Here is a 17,945-nt window from a genome sequence, read left to right as displayed (position 1 = left end):
CGCCGCCACGACCCCCAACAAAAAACAAAAAGAGCACTCTGATGAACTGCCTCAAATCCCTTGCCGCTCTCGGCCTGCTCATGCTTGGCACCAGCCAGGCCATGGCCACGCCAACCGTTAAACAACCAAACATTCTGCTGATTGTTGCCGATGACCTCGGCTTCTCTGACCTGTCGGCCCTGGGCAGCGAAATCCAGACGCCCAACCTGGACAAGTTGCTGACCGACGGCCGCCTGATGCTGGACTTCCACGCGGCGCCAAGCTGCTCCCCTACCCGCGCCATGCTGATGTCTGGCAACGACCCGCACCTGGCAGGGCTGGGCATGATGGCCGAAGCACGCAAGCGCTTGCCGGCCGGCGTTGCGGTGCGCGCCGGTTACGAAGGGGTACTGGGCAGCAACGTCGCGACCCTGGCAGAACTGCTGCACGATGCTGGCTACCGCACCTACATCTCCGGCAAATGGCACTTGGGCATGCAGCCTGCGCAGCAGCCCCAGAACCGCGGCTTCGACCAGGCCTACGTGCTGCTCGAAGGCGGCGCCGCGCATTTCAAGCAGGCCAACATGGCGCTGCAGCCCAACTACAGTTCGACCTTCCGCCACAATGGCGACCCCATCGAACTGCCTGACGACTTCTACTCCACCACCTGGTTCACCGACCGCCTCATCGCCGCCATCGACGATGGCAAGGCCAGCAACAAACCCTTCTTTGCCTTTGCCGCCTACACTGCGCCGCACTGGCCCTTGCAGGCACCGGATAAATACCTGGCGCAATACCGCGGCCGCTACGACCAGGGCTATGAGGTGATTGCCCGCGAGCGCCTGGCGCGCCAACGCAAGGCCGGGCTGGTGCCAGCAGACTTCCCCCTCGAGCCGCAACTGGAAGGTGTACCGGGCTGGGCCACGCTGAGCGAACAGCAACAACGGCAATCGGCGCGCACCATGGAGGTGTACGCGGCCATGGTGTCGGCCCTGGATGCCGAGGTCGGACGCCTGGTCGATCACCTGCGCCAAACCGGCGAGCTGGACAACACACTGGTACTGTTCATGTCCGACAACGGGCCGGAAAATGCCACCCGCGTCGACCCCAACTGGATCAAGGAACACTTCGATAACCGCCTGGCCAACTACGGCCGGCGTGATTCGTTCCTGATGATCGGCTCGGCCTGGGCGCAAGTCAGCGCCCTGCCCAGCCGCCGCTACAAGATGACCACCTACCAGGGCGGCATCCGCGTGCCTGCCTTCGTTTACCACCCGGCCAGCATCAAGGCCGGACGCAGCGATGAGATGGCCAGTGTCAGGGACATCATGCCGACCCTGCTGCAACTGGCCGGCGCGCCGATGCCCGGCATCAGCTACCGCGACCGCGCCATCGTGCCGCCACAGGGCACCTCGGCGCTGGACTACCTGCAAGGCAAGGACACGCGGATCCACGCCCATGACGAAGCGCTGGGCTGGGAAATCAACGGCAGCGCCTCGCTGCGCAAGGGGCCGATGAAACTGCTGTGGGACGCCACCGACAGCACCCCGGCCTGGCACCTGTACGACCTGAGCAAAGACCCCGGCGAACACCATGACATCGCAGCTGCACACCCCCAGCAGGTGGGCGACCTGCTGCGCGACTGGAAGGCCTATGCCCAGCGCAGCAACATCGCCATCGACGCTGACGGGCGCCCCGCAAGCCCCGCCATGCCCCTGGCCAGCAAACCATGATGGCCCGGGTAGCCGGCTGCGCGCTGCTCGCCGCTGGCTTGCTCGCCGTGGCCTACGGCGCCTGGCCACACGCCCCGGCGCCGGTACTGCTGTGCGAGGGCTACAGCGGCTTACCCGGCAGGCAAGATGGCATGGTGCACTTGCCGGGGGGCGCCTTCACCTTCGGCTCCGACCGTTTCTACGATGAAGAAGGCCCGCCACATGCGGCAAAGGTGTCGGGCTTCTGGGTCGACAGGCACCCGGTCACCAACGCCCAGTTCGCCCGGTTCGTGGCCGTTACCGGCTACCGTACCCAGGCCGAACGGGGCATCAGCGCCGAGGCGGACCCCACCCTGCCCGACACGCTGCGCGTGCCGGGCGCTATGGTGTTCCAGCAAGGGCCGAAGGTGCTCGCTCCCGGCTGGCAGTTCGTGCCGGGGGCTAGCTGGCGACACCCGCAAGGCCCTGGCAGTGACCTGGCAGGGCTGGAAAACCACCCGGTGGTGCAAGTGACACTGGAAGATGCCCAGGCCTACGCGCGCTGGGCGGGCCGTGCACTGCCCAGCGAAGCGCAACTGGAATACGCCATGCGTGGCGGGCTGGACGATGCCGACTTCAGTTGGGGCAAGACTGAACTGCCCAAGGGCAAGCTGATGGCCAACACCTGGCAGGGCCAGTTCCCCTACAACAACACGGCCGCCGACGGCTTCAGCGGTACTTCACCGGTGGGCTGCTTCCCGGCCAACCGGTTTGGTGTGTTCGATGCAGGGGGCAATGTCTGGGAGCTGACCCGCACCGGTTACCGCCCGGGCCACGATGCGCGACGCGACGCGGCCCTCGACCCGCCCGGCCCCGCCTTGAGCGAAAGCTACGACCCGACAGAACCCGGCGTACCGGTGGTGGTGATCAAAGGCGGATCGCACCTGTGCTCAGCGGACCTGTGCATGCGTTACCGGCCCTCGGCGCGCCAGCCCCAGCCGGTCTTTATCGCGACTTCGCACGTGGGGTTCAGAACGGTTCGGCAATGAAAGGCAATGGGCAGGCGGCCGCCTCGACAGCGGCCACTTGCCGGTCGAAGTCAGGCAGCAGGTAGCTGCAAAAGAAGGTGGCGCTTTCATGTTTCTCACGCCGTAGCGGCGCCTCGGCCGGCAACGCGTCGAGGCAGCGAACGGTGCGGGCCCAGGCAAAGGCCTGCAGCGCCGTGGCGCACACCTGCAGGAAGGCCCCCGCCGCGCGATAGGGGTATTCCACGCTGTGCGCCGCACTGCGCTCAAGCGTGGCAACCAGCCCTTGCAACCGGTCGCAGATCACGCCGAGTGCCTCGGCCGCTGCGCCCGGGGCAGCAACAGCCTCCGCGCGCAGCTCGCCCAGCAGCAGCGCGAAACCTTCACCGCCATCGCCCAGCACTTTGCGCAACAACAGATCGTTGGCCTGAATTTCGTTGGTGCCTTCGTAGATCATCGCAATCCGGCTGTCGCGCAGCACCTGCTCGATGGCGAACTCGCAGGTGTAGCCGTAACCGCCAAACACCTGCAGCGCTTTGCTCGACAGGCTGAAACCGTAGTCAGTGAACGCTGCCTTGACGATGGGCGTCAGCAACGCCGCCAGCGTCGCCGCTTTGGCGCGCAGCGCAGGGTCGGCAGAGGCGTCGGCCACATCCAGCCAGTGCGCCGTCCAGTAGCCCAAGGCGCGCATGCCTTCGCTACGCACCCGCAACTCCAGCAGCGCAAGGCGCATGGCAGGGTGCAGGTGAATGGGGTCGGCAGCAGCCCCCGGCCAATGCCCGGGGGCGCGCATCTGGCGACGCTCCCATGCGTAGTCACGGGCCAGTTGCCAGGCCGCTTCGGCGTGCCCCAACCCTTGCAGGCCAACATGCAGCCTGGCCGAATTCATCATCACGAACATGGCCGCCAGCCCACCGTGGGCCTGCCCGACCAGCCAGCCTCTGGCCCCCTCGAAGCGCAGCGCACAGGTGGCGCTAGCGCGAATGCCCAGCTTGTGCTCCAGGCCATCGCACTGCACCCCATTGCCCACATCACCTTCCAGGCCGTTGGGTACCAGCAGCAATGACAGCCCGCGGCTGCCTGCCGGGGCATCGGGCAAACGCGCCAGCACCAGGTGCAGGATGTCGCGGGTCAGGTCGTGGTCGCCGCCGGAAATGAACAGCTTGTTGCCGGTAACGGCGTAGCTGCCATCGCCCAGCGGTTCGGCACGGCAGCGCAGCAAGGCAAGGTCACTGCCGGCCTGTGGCTCGGTCAGGCACATGGTCGGCAGGCTAGCGCCGCTGACGATGCCGGGCAGGTAACGCGCCTGCAATTGGGCGCTGCCATGGGCCTTCAGGCACAGGTAGGCGCCATGGGCGATGCCGGTGTACATGGTCCAGCCATGGTTGCTGGCAAAGAGCATTTCCTGAACGGCCGCATCCAGTACCAATGGCAAGCCCTGGCCGCCGAACCGGGGCTCGCAGGCCAGCGCCGGCCAGCCGCCGTCCACGTAGGCCCGATAGGCTGCGGCAAAGCCGTCCGGCGTGCGCACCCTGCCCTGCTCCAGGCGACAGCCCTGGCGGTCGCCGGAAGCATTCAGCGGCGCCAGAACCTGTTCGCTGAAACGGGCGGCCTCCTGCAGCACCTGCAGGGCCAGTTCCAGATCGACGTCGGCGTAGGCCGGCAGGTGCTGCCAGGCTTGGTCGGCTCTGAGCCAATGCTCAAGCACGAATTGCATGTCTTGCAGGGGAGCCTTCCAGGCCATGGGCGTCCTCGGTTTCAAGCCGCGAAGTGGGGGTTTTCGATCAGCACCGCCATGCCCTGGCCGCCGCCGATGCAGGCCGCAGCGATGCCATAACGCAGGTTGCCCTGGCGCAGTTGGCGGGCCAGGGTATGCACCAGGCGCAAGCCGGTGGCGGCCAAGGGGTGGCCCAGGGCGATGGCCCCGCCATGGACGTTGAGTTTTGCCTCATCCAGTTGCAGGGCCTGGGCCACCGCCAGCACCTGGGCGGCTTGCGCTTCGTTGATTTCGAAGCGGTCGACCTGCTCTAGGCGCAGGCCACTGCGTTCGAGCAGCAGGGCAATCGCCGGGGCCGGCCCGATGCCCATGGTGCTGGGGGGCACACCCACGGCGGTGGCCATCAGCAGGCGGGCCAACGGTGGCTGGGAGCACGTGGAAAAACGCCTCACCAACGCTGCCGCCGCGCCATCGACCACCGCACAACTGTTGCCCGCGGTTTGCACGCCACCGGCGTGCACCGCACGCAAGCGGGCCAGCGCTGGGGCATCGGTAGGCCGCGGGTGGCTGTCGTGGCTGACATGGGCCACCCCGCGTGGCAGTTCGATGCCGCGCGGCAGGCAGCCGTCAGCGCTGAAAGCCTCTGCCGTGACCTCGACGATTTCCTCATCGAACCAGCCCTGCTGCTGAGCCTGCAGCGCACGCTGATGGCTGCGCAGCGCCCAGGCATCCACCGCCTCGCGGCCAAGGCCATGCGCGCGTGCCAGGTTTTCTGCGGTACCGATCATGTCCACTCCGGCAGCCGGGTCGTACAGCGCCTCCCAAAGAAAGTCCTTGAACCCTACCGGCGCGCCGAGGCGAAAGCCGCCACGGTGCTCATAAGCCGCGATCGGGTTGCGCGACATCGACTCGGCGCCCACGCACAGTACCTGCTGCACGCCACTGCGCAACTGTTCCCCGGCCTGGCGCAACAGCTCCAGGCCGGTGCCGCAGATACGCTGCACTGCCAGTGCGGGTACGGCTTGCGGCACCCCGCAGTACAGCCCGATATGGCGCGGCAGCAGGTACGCATCGAAACTGGCCTGGGCCATGCTGCCGGCCAGCACGCTGTCCACCGCCTGTGGGGCGATACCGGCCCGTGCCAGCACCGCCCGCCCGGCCTTGATGCCCAGGTCGATCGGTGAAACCGCGGCGAGCGCACCGCCAAGGTCGACCCAGGGCGTCCGTACCATCTCCACGATGGCCACATCGTCGAACGCCGTGCACAGCCCGCCACTGCTCACGGGCGCACCTGCGCGGGCAGCACGGTCGGGTCTTCGCCACGGTACAGCGCCGCTACCTTGTCAGCCCGGCGCTGCAACACCGCGCGCTGGTTGATCGAACCTTTGTCAGTGATCTCCCCGGCGTCGATCGACGGCGGCTCCACCAGCAGTGACAACCATTCGATGCGGCTGGCGTTGCCCTGGGCGTCACGGTTCAGGCGCTGCAGCCAAGCGGCGAACCAGCTGCGCACCGCGTCGCTGCCGAGCACGTCGGCATCGCTGGCTTCGGCCGATAGCCCGGCCAGTTGGCGGCATTCGGGCAAACGCGGGAACACCAGGATGCCCAGGCATTCGCGGTCCGGCGCGGCCACCACGATGTCTTGCACATAGGGCGAGCCTTCGAGCACCGCACGGTTACGCAGCGGGCCGACGCTGACGAACACGCCGGACGACAACTTGAAGTCTTCGGCAATGCGCCCATCGAACATCAGGCCCTGCTCGGGCTGCTGCGCATCGGCGAGCTTCAAGGCATCGCCCGAGCAGTAAAAGCCTTCATCATCGAACGCCTCGGCCGTTTGCTGCGGCGAGCGCCAATAGCCGGGCATGATGTGCGGGCCGCGAAAGCGCGCCTCCAGCTTGCCATCCAGCGGCACCAGCTTCACTTCGCAACCTGGGGCAGGCAAGCCCACGTAGCCGGCCAGGGACAAAGGCCCGGTAGTGAAGGTGCAGGACGGCGCCGCCTCGGTCATGCCCAGGCCAGCCATCATGCGGATGCGCTCGCCACAGTGCTGCTCGGCGATGCGGTCCAGGCGGTCCCACACGCTTTGCGAAAGCCCGGCGGCAGCGAAGAAAAACAGCTTCATGCGGGCAAAGAACACCTCGCGCAACTGCGCGTCCTGCTCCAGCGCCTTGACCAGCTCTTCCCAGCCCTTGGGCACGGTCAGGTAGGCGGTGGGGGAAATTTCGCGCAGGTTGCGCAAGGTTTCGCCGAAGCCTTGCGGGGTGGGCTTGCCGGCATCCAGGTAGAAGCTGCCGCCGTTGTACAGCACGATGCCCAGGTTGTGGCTGCCGCCGAAGGTGTGGTTCCACGGCAGCCAGTCCACCAGCACCGGCGGCTCTTCGGCGAACACCGGGAAGGTCTGCAACAGCATCTGCTGGTTGGCGCACAGCATGCGTTGTGTGGTGACCACCGCCTTGGGCAGCTTGGTGGAGCCAGAGGTGAAGAGGAACTTGGCGATAGTGTCGGGCCCGGTGGCGGCAAACGCGGCGTCGGCGGGCGCAAGGTCGCACGGCTGCAGCAGGCTGTCGAAGCCCAGGTGCCGACGGCCCGGGGCCTGGCCATGCACGCTCACCACCGCCACCGAGGCATCCAGGACGGCATCGAAGGCCCGCTGGAACGGTTGGGTGTCGGTGGTGAACACCAGCCCTGGGGTCAGTACCTCACACACATGGCGCAGCTTGGCGAAGTCCTGGGACAACAGTGCGTAGGCCGGCGACACCGGGCAATACGGGATGCCGGCATACATGGCGCCCAAGGCGATCTGCAGGTGCTCGATATCGTTGCCGGAAAAAAGCGCCAGCGGCCGCTCGGCGCTCAGGCCAAAGCCCAGCAGGTTGGCGGCGATGGTACGGACCTGCACGAGCATTTGCGCGTAGGTGATCGCGCGCCAGGCCCCATCGGGCTGCCGCGCGGCAATGAAGGTAGTGTCCGGGCGCTGTACGGCCCAGTGCAGCAGCCGGTCGAGCAGGCGCGCCGGCAGCGGCGCCAGGGGCTCGACGGCTTGCATGCGCAATATGCCTTCGGCCTCGCTGAACTGCACCTGGGGATGCCCGATGGACACCTGCCGGTAGCGCGGGCTTTGGCCAGGGTCGCGCGACCCTGTGCGGGCTTGGTTATTCACGCAGGTTGCTCCTTGTTATTGTTGTACAGCCTGCCGCCGCCCGACAGTACGGACGACGGCCAATGATGCGCGTTGCCTAGATGGGGTAATGCCTGGGTCCGTGCTGGAGGGTGACCCAGCGCAGCTGGGTGAATTGATCGATGGCGGTGCGGCTGCCGAAGCTACCGTAGCCGCTGGCCTTGACCCCACCGAAGGGCATCTGCGCTTCGTCATGCACGGTCGGGCCGTTGATATGGCAGATACCCGACTCCACACGCTGGGCCAAGGCCAACGCACGGCTGGTGTCGCGGCTGAAGATGGCTGACGACAGGCCGAATTCCGAGTCGTTGGCCAGCGTCAACAAGGCTTCATCGCCCTGCGCGCGCAGCACCACCGCGACCGGCCCGAAGGACTCTTCGTGATACAGGCGCATGCTTGCGTCGACGTTGTCCAACAAGGTGGGTTGCAGGATGCTGCCGTCCAGCTGGCCGCCGCATACCAGGCGTGCGCCCTTGGCCACGGCATCGTCGATCAGCGCCCTGATGCGCTCGCCGGCCGCACCGCTGACCAGCGAACCGAGCACCGAGGTGCTGGCCTGCGGGTCGCCAGCGCGCAGCCCGGCGACCTTGGCCGCCAGCTTGTCGACGAACCTGTCGGCGATGCGGTCGTCGACCACCAGGCGCTCGGTGGACATGCAGATCTGGCCCTGGTTGAAGTACGCCCCGAACGCTGCGGCGGCTACGGCGGCGTCCAGGTCGGCGTCGTCGAGCACCAGCAGCGGCGCCTTGCCGCCCAGTTCGAGCAAAGCAGGTTTCAGGTGCCGGGCAGCCAGCTCGCCGACGATACGCCCCACCTGGGTGGACCCGGTGAAATTGACGCGGCGCACCGCTGGGTTGGCGATCAGCCGCTCGACGATGGCAGGCGCATCGGCCGGGTCATTGCTGATCACATTGACCACACCCTCGCCCAAGCCGGCATCGTGGAGCACCTGGCCGATCAACCGGTGCACCGCCGGGCTGACCTCGGAGGCCTTCAGCACCACGGTGTTGCCACAGGCAAGCGGCATGGCGATGGCCCGCGTGGCGAGGATCACCGGGGCATTCCACGGCGCGATGCCCAGCACCACACCGCACGGTGCGCGCAAGGCCATGGCGAAGCTGCCAGGCACGTCCGAAGGGATGACCTCACCGGTAACCTGTGTGGTCATGGCCGCGGCTTCGCGCAGCATGTTGGCGGCCAGCTTCACGTTGAAGCCATACCAGTTGGCCATGGCCCCGGTTTCGCCGGCGGCGGCGATGAACTCGGCAGCCCGCGCCTGCAACAGGTCGGCGCCGGCCAGCAAGCGGCTGCGCCGTTCACCGGGCGCCAGCGCGGCCCAGGCCGGGAACGCTGCGCTGGCCGCGGCCACCGCCGCATCGGCATCGGCCAGGGTGGCGGCAGCGGCTTGCGACACCACCTCACCGGTGACCGGGTTGCAGCGCTGGAAGGTTCGTCCATCACTGGCGGGGCGCGACTGCCCGCCAATCAGCAAAGGCACCTGCAACATGCTCATTCCTCTTGTTGTGGTTATAGAGAAATATCCGCAGGCTGTGGCCAGGGGCGGCACAGCCCGCGCTGGCCCTCAGCGTTTGTAAGCCTGCAGGCCCGGCTTGATGGACTTGTCATCGAGGAACTGCTTCATGCCCTGCTCGCGACCGCCCTCGGTGTCCAGCAGCCGGGACTGGTCGAGCTTGGCGTAGAGGTAGTCTTCGTTCTGCTCCCAGGTCAGTTCGCGGCAGCGCTTGAAGCCGTTCTTGGCGGCACGCAGCACCACCGGGTTTTTCTCCAGCAGGTTCAGCGCCAGCTCGCGGGTCGTCTCGCGCAGCTGGGCCAACGGCACGCTCTCGTTGACCAGGCCCATCTCGGCGGCTTTGGCACCGCCGAAGGTCTTGCCGGTCATGATGTAGTACAGCGACTGACGATGGCCAACGGTATCGGCCATCGCCTTGCTCACCAGGTTGCCAGGTGGGATGCCCCAGTTGATTTCCGACAAGCCGAAGGTGGCCTCGTTGGCGCAGATCGCCAGATCGCACGCCACCAGTGGGCTGAAACCGCCACCGAAGCACCAGCCGTTGACCATGGCGATGGTCGGCTTGGCGTACATGCGCAGCAGCTTCCACTGCCATTGCGAGGCTTCACGGCGGATTTTTTCCTGAAGGATTTCAGGGCCGGCGTCGACTTCGCGGAAGTATTCCTTGAGGTCCATGCCCGCCGTCCACGACTCACCTGCCCCGGTCAGCACCAGCACGCCGGCCTCGGCGTCCTGCTCCAAGGTTTCCAGCACGTCGACCATTTCCCGGTTCAGGGTGGGGCTCATGGCATTGCGCTTTTCCGGGCGGTTGAGGGTTACCCAGGCGATGCCCGACTCCAGTTCGACCTTCACGGTGGTCCAGCGGCCTTCGTATTTGCTCATGGTTCTGCACTCTTGTTGTTCGGGGTGGTGACCATCAAGCTAATCTGGCAAATTAGTTATGTCAATTAACTATTATGAAAATTATCTTTGCCTTCCAGCCGGTTGAGAGGCTTTTTGGCCTGAGCTCCCCTAGCCGGATCGTGCCGGCGCAGGCAAACTGGGTAACTTTCTTACTCATGAACCAGGAGCATGCAACCCGATGGCAAGGTCTGCCCGAACCGACGACACCGCTTCCCTGCCCACGCCGCCTGACGATACGGTCCTCGAAGACCTGCTCGGCTATGCATTGCGCCGCGCCCAACTGAAGCTGTTCCAGCACCTGATCGGCCGGTTGTCGGCCTACGACCTGCGCCCGGCGCAGTTCTCTGCGCTGGCGATTATCGAGCAGAACCCAGGCTTGATGCAGGCGGACCTGGCGCGTGCCTTGGCGATCGAGCCGCCGCAAGTGGTGCCGCTGCTGAACAAACTGGAAGAGCGCGCGCTGGCCGTGCGAGTACGCTGCAAGCCAGACAAGCGTTCCTACGGCATCTTCTTGAGCAAGTCGGGTGAAGCGATGCTCAAGCAGCTCAAGCAGATCGCCAGCGACAGCGACCGGGAGGCTACTGCCAGCCTTGACGAGGATGAGCGCGCACAACTGCTGCGGCTGCTGACGAAAATCTACAAGGACTAGGTTGGTTCATCCGCAAACGGCATAATGGATCCATTAAACGTACGATAATCGCACAACCTCCAATTTTTGTTGGGATTTACCATTGACCAGCTTTTCAGCTCGGGTATTAATGGATCCATTAAATAACAACAATCGGAGGTCCTTCATGTACCCGAAAAACGCCTGGTATGTCGCCTGCACCCCTGACGAAATCGCCGAGAAGCCCTTGGGCCGGCAGATTTGCGGGGAAAAGATCGTGTTCTACCGCCCCAGCGAAAACCGCGTGGCGGCCGTCGAAGACTTTTGCCCCCACCGCGGCGCGCCGTTGTCGCTGGGTTTTGTCGAAAACGGCAACCTGGTGTGCGGCTATCACGGGCTGGTGATGGGCTGTGATGGCAAAACCGTCGACATGCCGGGCCAACGGGTGCGTGGCTTCCCCTGCAACAAGGCTCTTGCCGTGGTCGAGCGCCATGGCTTCATCTGGGTCTGGCCGGGTGACCAGGCCCAGGCTGACCCCGCCCTGATCCCGCAGCTGCCCTGGGCGGCCAGCGATGAGTGGGCCTATGGCGGCGGGTTGTTCCACATCGGCTGCGATTACCGCCTGATGATCGACAACCTGATGGACCTCACCCACGAAACCTATGTGCACGCCTCCAGCATCGGCCAGAAAGAAATCGACGAGGCGCACCCCGTCACCACGGTGAGCGGCGACGAAGTGGTCACCGCCCGGCACATGGAAAACATCATGCCCCCGCCCTTCTGGCGCATGGCCCTGCGCGGCAATGGCCTGGCCGATGACGTGCCGGTGGACCGCTGGCAGATCTGCCGCTTCACACCGCCCAGCCATGTACTGATCGAAGTGGGTGTGGCGCATGCCGGCCACGGCGGCTACCACGCCCCGGTCGAGCACAAGGCCTCGAGCATCGTGGTCGATTTCATCACCCCCGAGAGCGACACGTCGATCTGGTACTTCTGGGGCATGGCGCGCAATTTTGCCGCCCACGATCAGGCCCTGACCGAGAGCATCCGAGAAGGCCAGGGCAAGATATTCAGCGAAGACCTGGACATGCTCGAACGCCAGCAGCAGAACCTGCTCGCCTACCCCGAGCGCAACCTGCTCAAACTCAACATCGACGCCGGCGGCGTACAGGCACGCAAGGTGCTGGAGCGGCTGATCGCCAAAGAGCACGCGCCCCAACCGCACGTGATCGCCACCCACGCCTGAGGAGCCCGCGCCATGATCGATGCCGTAGTGGTATCCCGCAACATCGAAGCCCAAGGCATCTGCAGCTTCGAGCTGGCAGCCGCCGATGGCAGCCCATTGCCGCCCTTCAGCGCCGGCGCGCACATCGATGTGCACCTGCCGGATGGGCTGGTGCGCCAGTATTCCCTGTGCAACCACCCCGCCGAACGCCACCGCTACCTGATCGGTGTGCTCAACGACCCGGCCTCACGCGGCGGTTCGCGCAGCCTTCACGAGCAGGTGCAGGCCGGCCACCGCCTGCGCATCAGCGCCCCGCGCAACCTGTTCCCGCTGGCCCAGGGCGCCCGGCGCAGCGTGCTGTTCGCCGGCGGCATCGGCATCACGCCGCTGCTGTGCATGGCTGAACAGCTGGCCTGCAACGGCGACGATTTCGAGCTGCACTACTGCGCCCGCTCCAGCGAACGCGCGGCCTTCGTCGAGCGCCTGCGCGCCGCACCGTTCGCTGACCGCCTGTTCGTGCATTTTGACGAGCAGCCGGAGACCGCCCTGGACATCGCCCAGGTGCTGGGCACCGCGCAGGATGATGTGCACCTTTACGTGTGCGGCCCGGGCGGCTTCATGCAGCACGTGCTGGACACCGCCCGGCAGCTGGGCTGGCAGCAGGCCAACCTGCACCGCGAATACTTCGCCGCAGCACCGGTTGAAAACAGCGACGACGGCAGCTTCTCGGTGCAGCTAGGCAGCACCGGCCAGGTGTTCGAGGTGCCGGCCGACCAGAGCGTGGTGCAGGTGCTGGAACGCCACGGCATCGAGATCGCCGTTTCCTGTGAACAAGGCATTTGCGGCACCTGCCTGACCCGTGTGCTGCAGGGCACGCCAGAGCACCGCGACCTGTTCCTCACGGAACAGGAACAGGCGCTGAACGATCAGTTCACACCGTGCTGTTCGCGGGCGAAGACGCCCCTGCTGGTACTGGACCTGTAAACGGCTCAGGACGAGGGCAGGATCACTTTCATGCCCTCGTCCTTCGTGGCCCCGCCAAAGGTTTCGGCATAGCGCAGCGTGGCATTGGCATGCTCGCGCATGATCGCCTCGGCGCGGGCACCCTGGCCGTGGATGAGCGCGTCGAACACCGCATGGTGCTGCATGTGCGCGAAGTTGAAGCGCCGGTATTCACGGGCAAGGTCGTGACGGTCCACCGCCAGCGCGGTGACCGAAGCGAACGGCAGGTGATCGTTGCGCGCCAGGGCATCGGCGATGGCCGGGTTGTGGCTGGCCTCGACGATCACCTGGTGAAAGCGCATGTTCAGGTCGTGATAGGCGTGCAAGTCCTCTTCGCTTACATACCCCTTGCCGAACAACAGGTCGCCTTCGACCAGGCAGCGCTGCAACGCCTCGCGCGCCGCTGGCAGCAGGCCACGCTCAGCCGCCTGGCGGGCCGCCAGGCCTTCGAGTACACCGCGCACCTCCACGGCACCGGCGATGTCCTCGGCGCTGACCGAACGCACCTGGAAGCCCCGGCCGCCGCAACGCACCAGCAGGCCCTCCTGCTCCAGGGTTCGGAATGCCATGCGTACGGGCATGCGTGAGACGCCGAACCGTTCGGCGGTGGGCACTTCCATCAGCCGCGCGCCAGCCGCCAGTTCGCCCGAAGCGATCATCTTGCGCAACGCGATCAGCACCATTTGACCGGGCTTGCTCATCCAGGGAGGTTCCAGAGACAGAAGCGCGCATCTTACCGCAAGCGCGGGCGCGCTTGGCGGCCTGTAACACCTGCCCTGTTCAGGCTACGATGCCCCTTCGTCCTCCGGAGCCCATCAGCGCCATGCCCAGAACGAGCAAAGTCACCGACCCGTCCTACGAGTTGATGGACGACCACGAGGGCGACTCACTGATCTACCGCCAGCATGGCTTCCCCAGCCCGCTGGTGCGCTGGCATTTCCACAAGGAATACGAACTGCACCTGATCGTGGCCAGCGCCGGCAAAGTGTTCATCGGCGACTACATCGGCAGCTTCGGGCCGAACACGCTGTTCCTCACAGGCCCCAACCTGCCGCACAACTGGATCAGCCAGGCCGGCCCCGACGAGGTGTTCAGCCAGCGCGACATGCTGGTCAATTTCACCGACGAGGTGCTGCACAGCGGCAGCCGGGTGTTTTCTGAACTGCACCAACTCAGCCCGTTGCTGGCCCGCGCGCACTACGGCATCGAGTTCCGTGACCCGGCGCTGATCGCCGAGAGCCGCAAGCTGTTGCAACGCATCGCGGACAGCCGGGGCATGACCCGCCTTGGATACTTTTTTATCCTCATGGAACAGCTCGCCGGCTGCGAGGACTACCAGTTATTGTCCACGGTCACCTCCTCGCACCTGGCTGACGAGCACAACGTCGAGCGCATCAACCGGGCGGTGGACTACATCTTCCAGCACTACGCCCAGGACTTGACCCAGAACGAAGTGGCCGAGCATCTGGGCATGACCCCCACCTACTTCTCACGCTTTTTCAAACAGGCGGCCGGGCGCGGTTTTGTTGAGTTCGTCAACCGCCTGCGGGTCAGCAAGGCCTGCGAATTGCTGGCCAAAAGCGACCTGCCGGTGACCGAGGTGTGCTTCGAATCAGGCTTCAGCAACCTGTCCAATTTCAACCGGCGCTTTCAACAGCTCAAAGGCATGACCCCCTCCGACTACCGCAGCCTGGTGACCCAGCGGCTGACCGAGCAGAACCGTCACTGAGCGAACCACTGCAAAAAAGTATCAGCCGGCGTGCAGTCCACGCTTTGTCGCCAACGCCGTACGGGGGTGTAATCAGCGCCAGCGACACAAAAATAATAATGTCTTCCGTGCCGTCAGCCGGCCCGGTAAGGGAGTTCATAGATGAACGACGCGATCAAGGCCTGCCTGGCCGCTGCCTGCCTCAGCCTGCCGCTATTGGCCCAGGGCGCCGAAACACTGACCATCGCCACGGTCAACAACAACGATATGATCCGCATGCAGCGCCTGGCCAAGGTGTTCGAAGAACAGCACCCGGACATCAGGCTCAAGTGGGTCGTGCTTGAAGAAAACGTGCTGCGCCAGCGCCTGACTACCGACATCGCCACCCAGGGCGGGCAGTTCGACGTACTGACCATCGGCATGTATGAAGCGGCGCTGTGGGGCGCCAAAGGCTGGCTGGAGCCAATGAAGGACCTGCCGGCCGATTACAACCTCGACGACGTGTTCCCGTCCGTGCGCAATGGCTTGTCGGCCAACGGTACGCTGTATGCCCTGCCCTTCTACGCCGAAGCCTCGATCACCTACTACCGCAAGGACCTGTTCCAGAACGCAGGGCTGAGCATGCCCGAGCAACCAACCTGGACCCAGCTGGGTGAGTTCGCCGCCAAACTCCACCACCCCGACCAGGGCCAGTACGGCATCTGCCTGCGCGGCAAGGCCGGCTGGGGCGAGAACATGGCGCTGATCGGCACCGTGGCCAATGCCTTTGGCGCACGTTGGTTCAACGAACAGTGGCAGCCGGAATTCACCGGCAGCGCGTGGAAGAACGCGCTGAACTTCTACGTCGATACCTTGAAGCAGTACGGCCCGCCTGGCGCGTCGAGCAACGGTTTCAACGAAAACCTGGCGCTGTTCAACAGCGGCAAGTGCGCGATGTGGGTCGATGCCAGCGTTGCCGGCTCGTTCGTCACCGACAAGACCCAGAGCAAGGTCGCCGACCAGGTCGGCTTCACCTTTGCGCCAAAGGAGGTCACCGACAAGGGCGCCTCGTGGCTGTATGCCTGGGCGCTGGCCATCCCAAGCAGCTCCAAGGCCAAGGACGCGGCGAAGGCCTTCAGCACCTGGGCCACGTCCGAAGCCTACGGCAAGCTGGTGGCCGACAAGGAAGGCGTGGCCAACGTGCCACCAGGCACCCGCGCCTCGACCTACAGCGACGCCTACCTGGCCGCTGCGCCGTTCGCCAAGGTGACGCTGGAGTCGCTCAAGCGCGTCGACCCCAACCACCCCACGCTCAAGCCCGTGCCGTACGTGGGTATTCAATTGGTGACCATCCCTGAGTTCCAGGCCATTGGTACGCAGGTCGGCAAGCTGTTCTCCGCCGCCCTGACCGGGCAGATGAAGGTCGACCAAGTGCTTGCCGCCGCACAGCAGTCCACCGAACGCGAGATGAAGCGCGCCGGTTATCCCAAGTAGCCCAGCCGTGGCCATCTGCGCGCCAACGCCTGGCGCGCGGATGGCTGCCGTCCGCCCTTGTCGCTGCACACGGAGTCGCCATGGACACTTCGGCCCTCGATACCCCGACCCTCGCCACCCCACGCCCCGGCAAACGCCGCGTCGGGCCGGGCTGGTTCCTGGTCAGCCCTTCAGTGGCGCTGCTGCTGTTGTGGATGGTCATGCCCTTGGGCATGACCCTGTATTTTTCCCTGATCCGCTACAACCTGCTGTACCCGGGCGAAAATGCGTACGTCGGCCTGGAGAACTTCGCGTACTTCGTCACCGACCCAGGCTTCATGCCCGGCGCCCTCAACACCCTGACCCTGGTCGGCAGTGTGCTGGCGATCAGCGTGGTGTTTGGCGTGCTCATCGCGGCGCTGCTGGAGGCCGGCGAGTTCTGGGGCCGCGGCGTGGTGCGGGTGCTGCTGATTTCACCGTTCTTCATCATGCCCACCGTCAGCGCGCTGCTGTGGAAGAACCTGATATTCCACCCGGTGTCGGGCATCCTCGCCGCCGTGTGGCGGCTGTTCGGCGCACAGCCGGTGGACTGGCTGGCGCACTACCCGCTGCTGTCGATCATCCTGATCGTCTCCTGGCAGTGGCTGCCGTTCGCCATCTTGATCCTGATGACCGCCATGCAGTCGCAGGACCAGGAACAGAAAGAAGCCGCACGCCTGGACGGCGCCGGGCCGCTGGCGATCTTCTGGCACCTGACCCTGCCGCATCTGGCCCGCCCGATTGCCGTGGTGGTGATGATCGAGACCATCTTCCTGCTGTCGGTGTTCGCCGAAATCTTCACCACCACCAGCGGCGGCCCGGGCTATGAGTCGACCAACCTCGCCTACCTGATCTACAACCAGGCGCTGCTGCAGTTCGACGTGGGCATGGCCTCGGCGGGCGGGCTGATCGCCGTGTTGATCGCCAACATCGCCGCCATCGTGCTGGTACGGATGATCGGCAAGAACCTGACCGAGCGCCGCTGAGGAGCCCGCCATGCTGTCACTCAAGCAAACCCGCCGCCTGCGCGACGCATTGATTGGCCTGCTGTGCTGGGGCATCGCCCTGACGATCTTCTTCCCGATCTTCTGGATGCTGCTGACCAGCTTCAAGACTGAGCTCGATGCCTTCGCCACCCCGCCGCAGTTCATCTTCGCGCCAACGCTGGAAAACTACCTGCACATCAACGACCGCAGCGACTATTTCGCCTACGCCTGGAATTCGGTGCTGATCGCTTTCTCGGCCACCGCGCTGTGCATGCTTATCGCAGTGCCGGCGGCTTACTCCATGGCCTTTTTCGAAACCCGCCACACCAAGCGCACGCTGCTGTGGATGCTGTCGACCAAGATGCTGCCGCCGGTGGGCGTGCTGATGCCCATCTACCTGTTGGCCAAGCAGTTCGGCCTGCTCGACTCGCGCCTGGCGCTGATCATCGTCTACACCCTAATCAACCTGCCGATCGTGGTGTGGATGGTGTACACCTACTTCAAGGACATCCCGGTGGACATCCTTGAAGCCGCGCGCCTGGACGGTGCCGGCACCTGGCAGGAAATCGTCCGCGTGCTGCTGCCGATCGCCCGCGGCGGGCTTGCCTCGACCGTGCTGCTGTCGTTGATCCTGTGCTGGAACGAGGCGTTCTGGTCGCTCAACCTGACCTCTTCAGCGGCCGCGCCACTGACCGCGCTGGTGGCCTCCTACTCAAGCCCCGAGGGGCTGTTCTGGGCCAAGCTTTCGGCCGTCTCGACCCTGGCCTGCGCGCCCATCCTGATTTTCGGCTGGATCAGCCAAAAGCAGCTGGTGCGTGGCCTCTCGTTCGGGGCCGTCAAATGACCCAGCTCCCCGCGACACCTGCTCGATCAACCCCATTGCCGGCCGCCGCAGAGGA

At 65.3% G+C, this 17,945-nt stretch carries 15 protein-coding genes; 9 read left to right on the top strand and 6 right to left on the bottom strand.

Features of this window, described 5'->3' with window-relative positions; translation table 11 throughout:
• Window positions 1-41: 41 nt before the first annotated feature.
• Together OSW16_RS10675 and OSW16_RS10670 are read left to right on the top strand one after the other, a co-directional pair.
• Complete coding sequence (locus OSW16_RS10675) at window positions 42-1,712, top strand: arylsulfatase (protein ID WP_267822904.1); 1,671 nt, start codon at window positions 42-44, stop codon at window positions 1,710-1,712.
• Window positions 1,709-2,719: a formylglycine-generating enzyme family protein gene (locus OSW16_RS10670; RefSeq protein ID WP_267822902.1), complete on the top strand. Its 1,011-nt coding sequence runs from the start codon at window positions 1,709-1,711 to the stop codon at window positions 2,717-2,719. Before OSW16_RS10675 ends, OSW16_RS10670 begins: the two co-directional genes overlap by 4 nt.
• Here OSW16_RS10670 and OSW16_RS10665 read toward each other — a convergent pair.
• From OSW16_RS10665 to OSW16_RS10645, 5 genes are all read right to left on the bottom strand, one after another.
• Window positions 2,700-4,439, bottom strand: a complete 1,740-nt coding sequence (locus OSW16_RS10665; protein ID WP_267822900.1) for an acyl-CoA dehydrogenase family protein — start codon at window positions 4,437-4,439, stop codon at window positions 2,700-2,702. The genes OSW16_RS10670 and OSW16_RS10665 overlap by 20 nt on opposite strands.
• Before the next feature lie 14 nt (window positions 4,440-4,453).
• On the bottom strand, window positions 4,454-5,695 hold the full coding sequence (locus OSW16_RS10660; protein WP_267822898.1) for a thiolase family protein: 1,242 nt from the start codon (window positions 5,693-5,695) through the stop codon (window positions 4,454-4,456).
• The gene (locus OSW16_RS10655; RefSeq protein WP_267822896.1) at window positions 5,692-7,575 is read right to left on the bottom strand and encodes a feruloyl-CoA synthase; all 1,884 of its coding nucleotides are present in this window, start codon (window positions 7,573-7,575) and stop codon (window positions 5,692-5,694) included. The genes OSW16_RS10660 and OSW16_RS10655 overlap by 4 nt, the downstream gene beginning before the upstream one ends.
• 76 nt (window positions 7,576-7,651) lie before the next feature.
• Window positions 7,652-9,100, bottom strand: a complete 1,449-nt coding sequence (locus tag OSW16_RS10650) for an aldehyde dehydrogenase (RefSeq protein WP_267822894.1) — start codon at window positions 9,098-9,100, stop codon at window positions 7,652-7,654.
• A 75-nt stretch (window positions 9,101-9,175) separates the two neighbouring features.
• The gene (locus OSW16_RS10645) at window positions 9,176-10,006 is read right to left on the bottom strand and encodes a p-hydroxycinnamoyl CoA hydratase/lyase (protein ID WP_241806450.1); all 831 of its coding nucleotides are present in this window, start codon (window positions 10,004-10,006) and stop codon (window positions 9,176-9,178) included.
• A gap of 199 nt (window positions 10,007-10,205) precedes the next feature.
• On the opposite strand from OSW16_RS10645, the gene OSW16_RS10640 reads away from it, so the two are divergent.
• The 3 genes from OSW16_RS10640 to OSW16_RS10630 all read left to right on the top strand — a co-directional run bounded on the left by OSW16_RS10640 (window position 10,206) and on the right by OSW16_RS10630 (window position 12,843).
• On the top strand, window positions 10,206-10,676 hold the full coding sequence (locus tag OSW16_RS10640) for a MarR family winged helix-turn-helix transcriptional regulator (RefSeq protein ID WP_241806451.1): 471 nt from the start codon (window positions 10,206-10,208) through the stop codon (window positions 10,674-10,676).
• A gap of 145 nt (window positions 10,677-10,821) precedes the next feature.
• On the top strand, window positions 10,822-11,880 hold the full coding sequence (locus OSW16_RS10635; RefSeq protein ID WP_267822890.1) for an aromatic ring-hydroxylating oxygenase subunit alpha: 1,059 nt from the start codon (window positions 10,822-10,824) through the stop codon (window positions 11,878-11,880).
• Between the two features lie 12 nt (window positions 11,881-11,892).
• Window positions 11,893-12,843 carry a PDR/VanB family oxidoreductase gene (locus OSW16_RS10630; RefSeq protein ID WP_267822888.1) on the top strand — a complete coding sequence of 317 codons (951 nt, stop codon included), beginning with the start codon at window positions 11,893-11,895 and terminating at the stop codon, window positions 12,841-12,843.
• Window positions 12,844-12,848: 5 nt separating this feature from the next.
• On the opposite strand, the gene OSW16_RS10625 is transcribed toward OSW16_RS10630, so the two are convergent.
• Window positions 12,849-13,562 carry a GntR family transcriptional regulator gene (locus OSW16_RS10625; RefSeq protein WP_267822886.1) on the bottom strand — a complete coding sequence of 238 codons (714 nt, stop codon included), beginning with the start codon at window positions 13,560-13,562 and terminating at the stop codon, window positions 12,849-12,851.
• A gap of 122 nt (window positions 13,563-13,684) precedes the next feature.
• Here OSW16_RS10625 and OSW16_RS10620 point away from each other — a divergent pair, with 122 nt between their 5' ends.
• From OSW16_RS10620 to OSW16_RS10605, 4 genes are all read left to right on the top strand, one after another.
• Entirely contained in the window at window positions 13,685-14,590 is a 906-nt protein-coding gene (locus OSW16_RS10620) for an AraC family transcriptional regulator (protein ID WP_267822884.1), read from the top strand.
• Window positions 14,591-14,731: 141 nt separating this feature from the next.
• Window positions 14,732-16,042: an ABC transporter substrate-binding protein gene (locus OSW16_RS10615; protein WP_267822882.1), complete on the top strand. Its 1,311-nt coding sequence runs from the start codon at window positions 14,732-14,734 to the stop codon at window positions 16,040-16,042.
• A gap of 80 nt (window positions 16,043-16,122) precedes the next feature.
• The gene (locus OSW16_RS10610) at window positions 16,123-17,046 is read left to right on the top strand and encodes a carbohydrate ABC transporter permease (protein WP_267822880.1); all 924 of its coding nucleotides are present in this window, start codon (window positions 16,123-16,125) and stop codon (window positions 17,044-17,046) included.
• 10 nt (window positions 17,047-17,056) lie between these two features.
• Window positions 17,057-17,890, top strand: coding sequence for a carbohydrate ABC transporter permease (locus tag OSW16_RS10605; protein WP_267822878.1), 834 nt, complete (start codon window positions 17,057-17,059; stop codon window positions 17,888-17,890).
• Window positions 17,891-17,945: the final 55 nt, after the last annotated feature.

It is taken from the genome of Pseudomonas putida, assembly GCF_026625125.1.
GTDB classification, from domain to species: Bacteria; Pseudomonadota; Gammaproteobacteria; order Pseudomonadales; family Pseudomonadaceae; genus Aquipseudomonas; species Aquipseudomonas putida_X.
Note: the sequence above shows the minus strand (reverse complement) of the source record. Positions and strands in the feature narration are given on the sequence as shown.